This window comes from Streptomyces sp. YPW6, from assembly GCF_018866325.1.
Classification (GTDB): Bacteria; Actinomycetota; Actinomycetes; order Streptomycetales; family Streptomycetaceae; genus Streptomyces.
In genome coordinates this window covers 3,943,457-3,956,827 of record NZ_CP076457.1, presented here as the reverse complement: position 1 = coordinate 3,956,827, position 13,371 = coordinate 3,943,457, and the positions used below count along the sequence as shown (strand labels likewise).

At 75.0% G+C, this 13,371-nt stretch carries 5 protein-coding genes; all 5 read left to right on the top strand.

The window, feature by feature from the left end; genetic code table 11:
- Positions 1-63: 63 nt before the first annotated feature.
- The 5 genes from KME66_RS17505 to KME66_RS17485 are packed head-to-tail and all read left to right on the top strand — an operon-like array spanning position 64 to position 13,342.
- Positions 64-2,337: a vWA domain-containing protein gene (locus KME66_RS17505; RefSeq protein WP_216323579.1), complete on the top strand. Its 2,274-nt coding sequence runs from the start codon at positions 64-66 to the stop codon at positions 2,335-2,337.
- 49 nt (positions 2,338-2,386) lie between these two features.
- Positions 2,387-6,547, top strand: coding sequence for a tubulin-like doman-containing protein (locus KME66_RS17500; protein ID WP_216323575.1), 4,161 nt, complete (start codon positions 2,387-2,389; stop codon positions 6,545-6,547).
- Positions 6,544-9,228 (top strand): hypothetical protein, encoded by a 2,685-nt coding sequence (locus tag KME66_RS17495; RefSeq protein WP_216323573.1) that lies wholly within the window; start codon positions 6,544-6,546, stop codon positions 9,226-9,228. The genes KME66_RS17500 and KME66_RS17495 overlap by 4 nt, the downstream gene beginning before the upstream one ends.
- Positions 9,225-11,279 (top strand): hypothetical protein, encoded by a 2,055-nt coding sequence (locus KME66_RS17490; protein ID WP_253208373.1) that lies wholly within the window; start codon positions 9,225-9,227, stop codon positions 11,277-11,279. The genes KME66_RS17495 and KME66_RS17490 overlap by 4 nt, the downstream gene beginning before the upstream one ends.
- Positions 11,276-13,342: a hypothetical protein gene (locus KME66_RS17485; RefSeq protein ID WP_301184498.1), complete on the top strand. Its 2,067-nt coding sequence runs from the start codon at positions 11,276-11,278 to the stop codon at positions 13,340-13,342. The genes KME66_RS17490 and KME66_RS17485 overlap by 4 nt, the downstream gene beginning before the upstream one ends.
- Positions 13,343-13,371: the final 29 nt, after the last annotated feature.

The following is a 13,371-nucleotide window of genomic DNA, read 5'->3' as shown; positions in this document are numbered from 1 at the left end:
CGCGACACGCACACGCAGACACGCAGACACGCAGACACGCATCGACAGCAAAAGGGGACGGTCGTGCGAACTGACCGAAGAAGAGGCCCGGCCGGCACCGGCCGGGCCGGACGGGCGGCGCTGTCCGCCCTGGCCGCCGCGGCCGTGTTCATCTCCTTGACGGCACCCGCCGCCCCCGATCCGGAACCGGCGGCAGCCGCCGCGCCCGCCTTCGCCTCCGTCAACTACGCGGTGGCCGTCGACCAGTCGGCGAGCCTCGCGCCCGAGGACATCAAGGCGGAGAAGGCGGCCGCCGCCCGGATCGCGCTGGGCGACGTCTCGGCGGCCTCGTACATCACCGTGTTCGGCTTCGCCGCCGCCGAGTCCGCCGACCAGCGTGCGGTGGACCCCGCCTGCCCCCGTACGCGACTGGACGCGGCCGGGCGGGAGTCCATCGGGGGCTGCGTGGAGAAGCTGCGCGGCCGCAAGAAGAGCGAGGGCACCGGCACGGACTTCCCGAGCGCGATCCGCCAGGGCGTGCACGAGCTGAGCTCGGGCACCGACCCGTCGGTCCCCCGGGTGCTGTTCCTGCTCACGGACGGGGAGATGGACGTCACCGGCAGCCCCCAGTACGGGGATCCGGCGCACCGCGCGGCGGAGGGCAAGCGGCAGCTGGAGCTGGAGCTGAAGAACGCCGCCGCCGAGAACGTGCAGATCTGGCCGCTCGGCTTCGGTCCCGCGCCGGACAAGGAGCAGCTCGACAGGATCGCCGCGGGCGGCTACCAGAAGGGCTGCGTCGACCTGCCGTCCGCCCGCCCCAGCGCCCGTAAGGTCTCCGGGGCCAAGGACGTCGGGCCGGTGCTGGAGCGGATCTTCGCCGCCGCGCACTGCCTGCGCTACCAGCCGGGGCCGAGCAAGCGCCCGCCCGCCACCCTGCCCGTGACCATCTCGCCGCTGGCGACGGTCGGCTCGATCGTCGTCGACAAGGGCACCCCCGAGGTGACCGTCACCTACACCGACCCCCTCGGCAACAAGGTGCCCACCACGGGAACGTTCCGGGACTCCACCTTCGAACTCGCGGGCGGCGGCAACACCGTGGAGGCGCTGAAGATCATCGACCCGGTGCCCGGCCGCTGGAAGGTCGACGTGAAGGCCCCCGAGGGCCACCGCTCGCTGCCCGTCGGCGTCAGCGTCCTGTGGCAGGGCGAGCTGCGCGGCTCCATCACGATGGACCCGCCCTCCCCGCAGGCCGGGCAGAAGGCGACCGTCACCATGCGGCTCCAGACCCGCGAGGGCTACGAGATCAAGGACCCCGCCGACTACGCCGGTCTGAAGGTGAGCAGCGAACTCACCGGCGACGGCTTCGCACCGCTGCCCCTGCGCCTCGCCGACGACGGCAAGGGCCCCGACCCCAGGAAGAGCGACGGCTCCTTCAGCGGTACGGTCACCATCCCCGAGAGCGCCGACGGCGCCCTGAAGGTCAGCGGCACCCTCACCGCATCCGGGCTCAGCGCCGACACCCGCAGCGAGGGCGGCCAGGTCGCCCCCGGCACCCTGCCCGTCACCACGGCGCTCTCCCCGGTCCGGGGCGAGGGCCACCCCGGGGACACCGTCACCGCGCGCCTCTCCGTCACGAACAGCACCGACGCCCCGCACACGCTGCGGCTCTCCCTCGCGGACGTCCGGGCCGGACTCCTCGGTGTGAGCCCCGCCGAGATCGTGGTGAAGCCCGGCGCGTCCAGCACCCACGAGATCCGGGTGCGGATCGGCGAGGCGAAGTCCTTCGACGGGCGGCTCGACGACGGGCCGCTCGGCATCGGCGGCACCGTCACCGTCCAGGACGCCACCGACGGCGACCGCACCCTGGTGCGCACCCCGCTCTCCGTCCAGGTCACCGCCGAACCCAGCCTGCTGGACCGCTACTGGTGGGTGCTGGTCGGCGCCGTCGCGCTGATCGTCGTCGGCGTCCTGCTCGCGCTGGCCTGGCTCCGGCAGCGGCGCGGCCGCCGCGACCCGTACGGGCTGATGCTCCATCTGATCTCCGAGGACGGCGACGTACTCGGCGTCCACAAGGCCGGGCACGGCCAGAAGCAGTGGTACGCGTTCGACATCGCGGAGGCGCACAGCAACCCGCGGATCGAGCGCCGCGCCCACGGCCAGTACGCCGTGCAGCGCAGCCCCGAGGGCGGTGCGGTACTGCGCAGGCGGAGCGGCGGCCGCCCGGCCCGGCTCACCGCGAACGGCCGGGTGGAACTCACCGACCGGCTGAGTCTCGCCCTCGGCGAGGACTCCGTACGCCCCACCACCCCCGGCCGGCCCGATCCGGTGAGCACCGGCGGACACGACGACTACCTGTGACGCCCATCGACGTACCGGCCCCACCCCGGCCGGCAACGGGAGGAACCCCATGAAGATCTTCCAGCCGATGCTCTTCGTCGGCCTGGGCGGGACCGGCGGCCTCGTCGGCGCCGAGCTGGAACGCCGGCTGCGCGTGGACCTGTGCGGCCCCGACGGCACCGCCCTCCAGCACATCGGCGGCCTCGCCCCCTACCAACTGCCCGACTGCCTGCAGTTCGTGTACGCGGACTTCAGCGAGTCCGACCTCCAGCGACTGCCCCAGTTCAACGTGGACTCCTCGCTGCGCGCGGCGTACTCCCGCACCTCGCGGGCCACCCACAACCTCCTGCCGAACTTCGACAGTTCGCCCGAGGTGACCCAGATGCTGCGGGCCAGTCTGCGCGACGAGGTCGCGGGCTGGCTGCCCCCGCGCGACGGCGAACCGCGGGTCACCCCGCTGCACAACGGCGCGGGCCAGCTCCCCACGGTCGGCCGCGCCGCGCTCTTCGCCACACTGCGGCACTCCCTCCAGCCGGTCCTCGAACCCCTCCTCCAGGCGATCGACGCCATCGCCAAGTCGGCGGGCGAGCTGAGCGAACTGGGCGGCGGCCGGGTCACCGGCTGCGACGTCTTCGTGGCGTTCTCGGTCGCGGGCGGCACCGGGGCCGGGATCTTCCTGGACTACCTCCACCTGATCAACCAGGCGTTCAAGATGCGCCGCTTCAACGGCGTGAAGATCTACCCGCTGGTCGTCATGCCGTCCTCGTTCCCCGCCTCCACCGGTGGCGGCCGCGAGGCCGAACTCAACGCCGCACGTTCGCTCGTCGACCTGTTCCGCCTCGTGGACGGCCAGAACGCGCCCACCGCCGGGGCGGAGATCGGCGACCTCGATCAGGAGACCGGCCTCGGCATCCGCTACCCGGGCACCACCCCGGTCCGGCTGCGCACCGGGATCCTGCCGACCGCGTTCCTCTTCAGCCCGACCGCGGGCATCCGGCAGGAGGACCTGCGCCGCTCCATCGTCTCGCTGGTGATGTCGCTGATCGGCACCGAACTGGGCGACAGCCGCTCGCAGGGCCGGTCGATGGCCGGCGACGACGACTTCCAGACCTTCGCCGCCAGCTTCATCAACCGGGGTGTGCACCGCAGCGCCCTGTCCCCCACGGGCATCGGCCGCCAGGGCGTCTCCACCAGCCTGGTCGCCTCGATGACCGCGCCCATGGACCAGCTGGCCGATCTGGTGGCCGGGCGGCTCCTGCGGGTCGCGGTGACGGAACTGGTGGAACGCCCGCGCAACCCGGCGAAGGACGACGCGGTGCCGTTGATCCGCCGGCTGTTCGCCGACTCCCATCTCGAAGAGCTGTGGGAGCGCAAGCAGTTGCCCGTGGAGGACCCGCAGCCGCTGCCGCGCGGCGGCAAGGCGATCGAGGAGGCGCTCAACCACAGGATCGGGGACATGCAGCGGCTGCTGTCCGAACTCCAGGGCATCGCCGACCGCCAGGCCGCCGCGATGGCGGGCCGCTTCAGCCCGCGCCCGGCGATCGAGAAGCTGCTCCAGAGCATCGATCCGTTCCTCGCCGAACGCCTCGTCCGGGGCGTGCCCGACAGCGAGGACGAGATCACCCGGCTCGGGTTCCTCGGCATGCTCTCCGCCCGCGCCCGCTCCCCGAAGCGGCCGCCGGGCGTCAGCGACCAGCCGCCCAAGACCCCCCGGATCAAGGGCCGGATCGCGGGGATGTCCCCGGCCCGCTGGGGCGACGACGACGTACGGGCCGCCCTCCAGGCGCAGGACAGCTGGTACCGCTGGCGCAGCCGGGCCGTCTGGCACGAGGCCTGGCGCGAGCAGCAGCAGCGCTGGCAGTCCCAGGCGGAGACGGCGGGCACCGACCTCGGGCGGCTCGTCAACGCCTTCCGCAAGCAGGCCGACCAGGAGCGCAAGTCCGCCGAGCAGAAGGGCATGGAGCTGTACGCGGAGCGCACCGGCATCTCGTACCTCCTGCCGCCCCAGCGCAGCCTCAACCACTTCTACGAGGACGTCGTGACCCGCCTCGTCCGCCGCGAGGGCCTGCGCGAGGGCGACGACGAGGCGTCGCTGCTGCTGCGGCTCGTCGACGGGGACACCTGGCGGGACGTCCACGCGCGCAGCCACCGCAGCCCCGACGGGGCGGTCCAAACGGTCAAGGCCCGGCTGGAGGGGCGGATCACCCGGCTCTTCGCGGAGAGCGGGGCACAGGTGGAGGAGCGGCCCCTGCTGCCCTCGATGAGCACGCTGCTGGCGGCCGCCGCCGGTGACGCCGACGCCACCGACCAGGTCAGCAAGGAAGCGCTCGACCTGTTCAGCCGCAAGCTCACCGGGCTGCTGCCGGTCGGCTTCACCCCGGAGGGCACCGGACCGCTGCGGGTCCTGGTCACGCATCCGCGGGTCCATGCGGCGGAGGAGGTGCAGGAGTACCTCGCCAAGGCGCTGCGCCTGCCGTCCGACGCGAAGAACGCCGTCGAGTACCGGGGCGTGGAGAGCGACTCGATCACCGTGGTCCTGTTCCGCAGCGAGATGAGCCTCACCCAGGTGCCCGAGGCCCGCAAGGTGCTGCGCCAGTGGGCCAGGGCCAAGGACGACGAACAGGCCCACGACGTCCTGCGCTGGCGGCAGCGCCTCGGCTTCGAGGACGACTGGATGGTCAGCAGCGAGGAGGACCGGCGCACGATCCTGCACCGCCTGCTGTGCTGCCTGTGGAACGGCCAGGTGGACGTGCTGGAGGGCGACTCCTCCTCGCCCGCCCGGGTGCGGCTGCGGCTGTTCCCGGAGACGGGCGCGAGCGTCCCCGGCGTACGCCTGCGGCTCGGCGACTTCCCCGGCGGCATCTCCAGCTGGTCGGAACTGCTGCGCTCCTACGAACGCTGGACCGTCCTGGACGACGAACGGACCGTCGAGGACTACTGCCGCAGACTGATGGGCGCCCAGCCCCTCGGCCTCGCCCGCGCGGGCACCGAACCGCACCCGCTCTTCGTCGAACTGGTCGAACACATCGCCCCGCGCCAGCTGCGCCTCCTGGAGGAGCGCCGGGAGCACGGCGGAGAACGCGTGGACGGCTGGATCCGGCCGCTGTGGGAGTTCTGGGCGGAGACCCTGCCCGCCGCCCTGGACACGGAGTTCGGCGACCAGCACGCGATCCAGCCCACGCTGCGCACTCTGCTGGACCACGCACGCGGCGGCACCCCGGGCCCCCGTCTCTCCCGCCCCGCCCCGGAACGCCGACGCACCCCGGTGGACGACGAGGACTGGGGCACGGCAGCCCCGAGCACCGACGCACACCCGCCCGCCGGGGAGCGGCCCCGCGAGAGCGGCCTGCCCGCGCCTCGCTCGGCGCACGCCGCCGTCCCGAACGACACGTACGGGGCCTACGGGACGGAGGAGCGGCACGCGTCGGAGAAGCGGTACGGGACCGAGGAGCGGTACGGGACCGAGGAGCGGTACGGGACCGAGGAGCGGTACGGGACCGAGGAGCGGTACGGGGCCGAGGAGCGGTACGCGTCGGACACGCGGTACGCGCCGGAGGAGCGGTACGGGGAGCCTCGCAACGGACGGGAGCGCTACGGCTCCGGGGAGGAGCGCTACGGGGTCGGCGCCTCGCGGGACGAGCGGGCGCGGGACGCGGCGCGGCGGGTCGACGACCGGTTCACGGACGAGGAGTTCACCGACCCCCGGCCCTCCCGCGACCGCTTCTCGGACGAGGGCTTCAGCGAACCCCGGCCCACCGGCCCCCGGCCGGTCCGCGACGACCGGTTCACGGACGAGGAGTTCACCGACCCCCGGCCCTCCCGCGACCGCTTCTCGGACGAGGGCTTCAGCGAACCCCGGCCCTCCCGCGACGAGCTCTTCACGGACGACCGCCCGACCGGCCCCCGGCCGGTCCGCGACGACCGCTTCAGCGACGACCGGTTCGGCGACGACCGGGCGTGGGGCGAAGGCCGCCGGGACGACCGGTTCGGCGACAACCGGGCGTGGGGCGAAGGGCATCGGGACGAGGAACGCCCGGACGAAGGGCACCGGGGCGAGGACCGCCGGGACGAAGAGCGCCGGGGCGACCGGTTCGGCGACGGACCGGACGGGATCGGGGGACACGACCGGCCGCCGGTCCGTCGGCCGGCGGCGGACGGCTGGGACGGCGGCGGGTGGGACGCGGACGAGGACGCCGCCGGGCGCTCCAGCCGGAACGGGGGCGCGCTGTGACACCGCTCGACGACAGCACCGCCGTGGTCCGGCTGGACCTGCGCTCCGGGGCCGCGGCCCTGGCCACCGCGCAGGCCGTGCGCGACCGGGTGGCCGAACAGCTGGGCCGGGCCGGACTGCCGGAACCCGACTACCCGCTGTTCCTGGTCACCGACACCCCGGCCGGGCTGACCGACCACCAGCTCCAGTACGAACTGCTCTCCGGCTACCGGGCGGTGGGCGAGACCAGGATCCTGGTGCTGCTGGTCGGCAGCTCCCCCGGGTCGTACGCCGGCGGAGATGAGGCGTATCTCCCCGACCGCCGGCTGGTGCGGCCCACCACCCTGCGGGCCTCCTCGACCGGGCTGGTGTGGGCCGGTGATCTGCGTTCCGCCCGGACCGCCCTGGACCGGCCGGAGCCGGACGACCCTGCCTCGCTGGCCGTCCTGGTGGACCTCCTGTCGGTCCCGGACGTCTTCGTCCGGGTCCTGGAGGGCCTGCGGAAGCTGCCGGACTCCGTCGCCGCCCCCGGGGTCCGGCTGCTGGAACAGGACCTGCCGGCGGAGGTCAGGGACCGGGCCTGGCGGGACGCGCTGACCCGCTTCGCGGGGGAGGAGACCGGGTCCGGCGACCCGGTCGACATCACCCCGGACGCCCGGCTGCCCGAACCGCTGCGCGCACTCGTGGCGGGGCGGGACGCCCGGGGCCAGGGGCACCGGCGGCCGGACGGCCGGGTGAACCTCGCGCACCGGGCGTGCGCGGAGTCCCTGGACCGCGCGGACGAGGATCTCCTCGCGCTGCGGGCCTTCCCGGGCCTGCTGCACCCGGCCCGGCGCGAGGCCCTGGAGAGTGATCTGCGCCAGGCCCGCGAGGACCTGGACGCGTTCCGCACCCTGGTGGAGCAGGCTCTCCAGGGCGGCGGCGGTGCGGCGGCGCCCACCGCGGAGGCCACCGCCCGGCTCGGCGCGCTCGGACTGCGGGTGCCGTCGGCCGACAGCGCGGGGGAGCGCGTCGGCGAGGGGCTGCGCGAACTGGCGGGCACGCTCCTCGGCGACGGGCTCGCCCTGCGTTCGGTGGCGCAGCACTTCACCGCCCTGGCCGGCCGGGTCGAGCCGGTGCCGGGCACCGCGCTGCTGCACCGGCTCGCCGACCACTCCGAGGAGTCGGTGAACCGCGGTTCCGCCACCGAGTACGCCGCACCGCCCCGTACCCCGGGCGCCGTGCTGCTGATGGCGGGGGCTGCGGGGCTGCTCGGCGGCCTGTGGCAGTGGCCCGCCGTCCTGGCGGCCCTGGTGGTCCCGGTGGTGTTCGTGGTCGTCGCGGTGCTCGGCGCGGGCCGGCTGCGTTCCGGCCGGCGCACCGCCCGGTGGCCGGCGGGGCCCTGGGTCGCCGCCGTCGCCGGTGCGGTGGCCGGGGCGGCGGTCGCGTACGCCGCCGACCCGCCGCTCTGGCTCGGCGGGACCGGTCTGCTCGTCGGTCTCGGACTCACCGCCGAGGCGGTCCGCCGGCTCTGGCGGGACGCGGCGGACGCCTGGGCCGCCGGGCGCGGCACGACCGCGCTGCGGACCGCGCTGGACGGGCTCGACGCCCTGCTGGCGGAGCTGGTCCGCGAGCACTGGGCGGCCGAGGAGCGGCTCTACTGCGCCGACGCCGCACGCTCGGTGGCCGGGATGCTGCGGGCGACCGCGCAGGCGGCCGACGCCCAGGCCGCCCCGGAGACCGTCGCCCCGGCCGCGACGGGCGGCGCCGATCCGTACGCGGACGACGACTGGCTCTCCGCACCCTCCGCGCTGGAGACCCTGGACTCCGGCGCCGCCGACGGGGGCGCGGACGACGGCGACTGGGCCGCCGCCTACGCCTGGGACAACAGCCCCCTCCAGAACGGCGAACGGGCCGGCGACCGTACCGGCGACGGATACGACGATCCGTACGGGGACGGCGATCGCCACGGGGACGGCGAGGGCCCCGGCTCGTACGGCGCGCCCGCACCGGCCGCGTACCCCGCCGGTCCGGACGACGCCCCGTGGGCCGACGGCGGGAGCGACCGGGCGCCGCGCTGGCTCGACCGGGAGGTCGGCGAGGGCGGCCCGGACCTGGTCGCCACCCTCGCCGGGGATCTCCGCAACACCGCGATGGCCGCGATGGACCCCTACTGGGGCGCCGTCGAACGCGGTCAGGCCGGTGCACTCGCCGTCTCGCGGACCGAGCAACGCGTCCGTGAGCTGTTGTCGGCCGCCCGCCACCACCTGTGGCGCTACGGGGTGCTGGCCCCGCCGCCGTACCCGGCCGACCACCGGGCCCGCACCACGGCCGCCGGGCTGCTGGGCACCGACTCGCTGCGGGTCGCCGAGCTGGTGGGGCGGGAGGCGGACCGGGGGGCCGTCGTGCAGTTGTCGTCGCCGGAACAGGGGGCGCTCCTCAGCCGTGACCCGGAGGCCGCCCTGTGGATCCGGTTCGCCCCGGCGACCCTCCAGGGCGAGGTCGAGGCCGCCTGGCGCAAGAGCGGTACACCGCCGGTGGAGGACGCCCTGTGGACCTCCACCGGGCGGTACGCCGGGCTGATCCGGCTCACCCCGCTGCGGATGGGCGTGGTCGACACGGTCCTGCCCCGGCAGAACACCGGCACCCCCCGGGCCGACGGCGACGCCGGCCGCGCCGGGACCACCGTCCGCGCCGAGTTCCGGGAGGACGACCGGTGGTGAGCCCCACGCCGCTGGGCCGGCCCGTGTCACCGGGGGCGCCGCGCCCCCACCTCGCCTTCACCGACCCCGCCGGGCGGCGGCGCACCACCCCGGCCCGCTTCGGCCGGGCCTCCCGGCGCGATCCGGCGCTGCCGCAGCAGATCCGCAACGCGCTGCTCGACGACCAGGGGCAGCAGTGCGTCCAGGTGTTCCTGTCGGCGGCCGACGCCGCCCATCCGGCGGCCAGGGCCCTGCTGGACACCGAGGCGGGCACCGCGCTGCACCTCGGCCGGACTCTGGAGAACACCCCGTACGCCCCGCTGTTCCCGACCGTCATCGGCTACGAACTCGACACCACCGAGCCGTTCCTGCTGTACGCCGCCCCGCGGGGCACCGCCGCCGGGCGCACCCATGTGATGTCCGCGTCCGACCAGCGGGTGTTCGCCCGGGACCTGACACTGGCCCTGTGCCTGCTGGACGCCCGGGGCCTCGTGCCGCGCGGGATCTCCCCCGCGACCGTGCTCTGGGACGGTACGTCGGTCCAGTTCTGGGGGCTTGAGGGAGTCGCCCGCGCCGGGCGGCCCCGGACGCCGTGGGGCCGGGCTCCGTTCGCCTCGCCCGAACAGCGCCGGGGCGAGGGCCTCGTCGACTCCCGGGACGCGGTGTGGAGCGCCGCCCAGGTGCTCTACCAGCTGGTGACCGGCCACCCGGGCCCCGCCGACCGGGCCCCGGCCGACCTCGACCGGCACCGGGTGCTCGCCGGGACGCTGCCCCGCGCGTTCGCCCCCGCGGCCGCCGGCCGGCCCACCCCCGGGTCGCTGCTGGAGCTGCTGGCGCCCGAGGAGGCGCGACGGCTGCGGTCCGCGGCTCCGGGCGACGGAACAAGCCCGCACCAGGAGGCGTTCGCCCGCGCGCTGGAGGCCAAACGGCGGGCGCCGGCCCCCGCCGAGGACACGGCGGGCGGGGCGTCCGACGGCCGTGCGCCCGGCGAGGTGCTCTGCCCGTACTGCCTGGAGGGCATCCAGTTCGATCCGGGCAGGCTGTATGTGACGGACGACCAGATGCTGTACCGGTCGCTGGACCTCTCCCGGATCGGCAACCCGGTGCGGCGCGATGACATCATGCGGGGCGCGGTCCAGCAGTGCACGGCCGATCCGGACTTCCCCGAGCACCACATCCCGGTGCCCTACCTCACCCACGGCCGACCGCTGACGGTCGCCATGATCGGGCAGTCCAGCACCGGCAAGAGCCATCTGCTGACCCAGATGATCGCCGAGATCACCGACGGCGGCCTGGAGCGGTACGGGGTGGGCTGGCAGTCCGTCAACCCCGAACAGCACAGCCGCTTCGTCCGCGAACAGGTGCAGCCGCTGCGCAGCGGCAAGGTCCTCGACCACACGAGCGGGCTCGGCCGGGACGGGTTCGCCCGGTTCGTCGAATCGCTGCTGCTCACGGACGCGCGCGGGCGGGTACGCCCGGTCGCCTTCTTCGACCTCGGCGGCGAGGACCTGGTGCGCACCGACGGGGCGTTGCGCTTCCTGCTCGGCATCGACGCCCTGGTCTTCGTCGTCGACCCGGCGCTCGCCCTGCCGCTGCCCCAGCTCGACGAGGTGCGCGAACGCTGGGGCACCGAGGTGGACCGGGACGGCGACGCGGCGTTCGGCACCGTGCTCGACCGGCTGCCGCGCACGGGCCCCTATCTGGAGACCCCGGCGGCGATGGTGCTCGGCAAGTCCGACCTGCTCCGGTTCCAGCCGCCGGTCGACCGCTGGCTCGGCGAGGAGCCGCCCGCCGCGGTCGGTCCGGACCAGTTCCTGGAGGAGAGCGGGGACGTCTACGCACTGCTGCGGCAGCACGCCGGAGCGGCCTGGCTGCGCCCCTTCGACGCGTTCCGCCGCTGCACCCTGCACATCGCCTCGGCCACCGGTGGCCGGGAGAGCCAGGGCCGCTACCCGGCGGGCACGGGTCCGCGCCGGGTGCTGGAACCCCTGGTGTCGCTGCTGGCGATGCACGGGATCATCGAGGCGCCCGGGAGCGCCGCATCATTCGGCGTGGGAAGGGAAGCGCAGTGAACGACGACGCCCTCGATCGGCGCGCGGCGGGCGACCGCGAGGACCGGGCCGGCCGGTGCGAGCCCCCCGAACGTTCCGGTCGGCTCGACCAGGTGGTCTTCCGCTGGGACGGGAACCAGGGCCGCTCCAGTTCGGGGATGGCGGCGGTGGCGCACTCCTGCTCCGCCGAGCGCGCGGATGCGCTCCTGCGCGATCTGGGTTCACTGCTCTGGGTACCGAACACCGGCCCGGACCCCCGTCGGAGCAGCGTCCGCGTCCCGTCCCGCACCGGGGGGACCGTGCTCCTCCAGCGGTGGCCCACCCGGGACCGGGGCGGCCGGCCCAGCACGGCCTGCCACGCGGTGTTCGGCGACGCGGACACCCTGACGCCACTGAACTGCCTGGGCCTCGGCGGCAAAGCCTGGAGCGACCCCGACGTCGTCACGACCGCTTCGGGCCCCCTGCCGCCGCTGGACGGGGCCGAGCTGCGGGCAGCGGCGGCCGAACGGCTGCGCAGGATCGCCCACGACCTCCCCATGGTGAAGAAGCCGTTGACGGTGGTCACCGCCGCGTGGCTGCGCTCCCCCTCGCGGCGGCTCTCGCTGCTCGCCGAGGAGCCCGAACTGCCCGGCTGGCCGGACAGCAACACCGCTCCCCTGCTCTATTTCGGGCTGATCTCGTTGTTCGGCGACTGGTTCGGCACGGAGTGGAGCTACGCGACGTACGACACGGTGGACACCCACGCGTTGCGCCTCACCTGTGTGCCGCGGTGGACGTCCCAGGCGGCGGGGGCCGGGGCGCCGGCCCGGGTCCGGCTGCGGCTGCCCGCCGAGAGGGACATCGAGATGGCCGCGGCGAAGGAGATGGTCGAGTACGTGCTCGCCCGCCCGGACGCGGCTGCGGGCGTGCCCCATCTGACCGGCGAACTCCGCGCCGGGGCCCGCATGTCCGGACAGGACCGGCGCGATGCGCTGCGCCGGATGCTGAACACCCTGCACGGACCGGCACCCGCACCGGCGCCGGCGTACGAGGCGCGGTACGCGCGCGAGAACCGGACGGACCCCCGGGATGACGACCGCGGCCCCGGCCACCGCCAGGAACGCCCCTACCGGGAAAGCCACCACCAGGACCTCCCCCGCCAGGACCACCACGAACACCGCCGGCAGGAATCTCCCTACCAGGAACGTCACCAGCAGGAACGCCAGCAACAGGAAGTCCGGGTCCTGCGCGACGAACTGGCGGCCCACGACGGCGCCGACACCGCCCGGTCCGCCCGGCTGGCCGACCGGCTCCAGGACCTCCGGGACGCCCAGCTGCTCACCCTCCTGAGCTCCGAGCGGCTGCCGTGGGGCTCCCGCGATCTCGTCCTGGCCGAGCTGGGCCACCCCGGCCGGCTGCGGTCCCGGGACTCCGGGACCAGGCACGCGCTGTGCTCCGAAGTGCTGCGGCACAACCTGTACTTCAGATCCGCCCGGACCGAACCGGATGGTCCGTCCACCGCCGAGATGCGGGAGCGTGCGGCCGACCTCTTCGCCTGGGCCGTCGCCCCGCTCGTACGGGACCCCCACCAGGCCCCCGATCTCCGGCCGCTGTTCAACATCTTCCTCAAGGACGGCCGCGGCAGTGACATGGAGTGGCTGCGCCGCGTCCTGGTCACACCCCCGGGCGGCCGGGCGCCGGACCTGCCCCCGGAACTGTGGCAGCAGATCGTGACGGATCTCCTCGCCCACCCGGCCCCGGAGCCCGCACCCGCACCCGCACCCGCACCCGCACCCGCACCCACAATGGCGCCCGAACCAGCTCCCGGGCCCTCGCACGCCACCGGACCCGCGCAGCCCGCCGCCGCACCCGCTCCGACGAAGCCCCCGGTGCGGCTGCCGCCCTCGTACACGGCGGCGTCGGCCGCATCGGCCCCGGCGGCCCCCGCTGCCCCGGCGTCGGCGCAGCCGGCGCAGGGCGGCGGGCACGCCCGGCCGCCGTCCGGTCTCTCCGAGCTGCTCTACAAGACCTGGTTCGTGCCCACGTTCGCCGGGGTGGTCGGCATCGGGATCCTCGGCATCCTGCTGATGATCGCCCTCAACTGACCACCGCCGGGCGGCCGGTGGGGCGACGA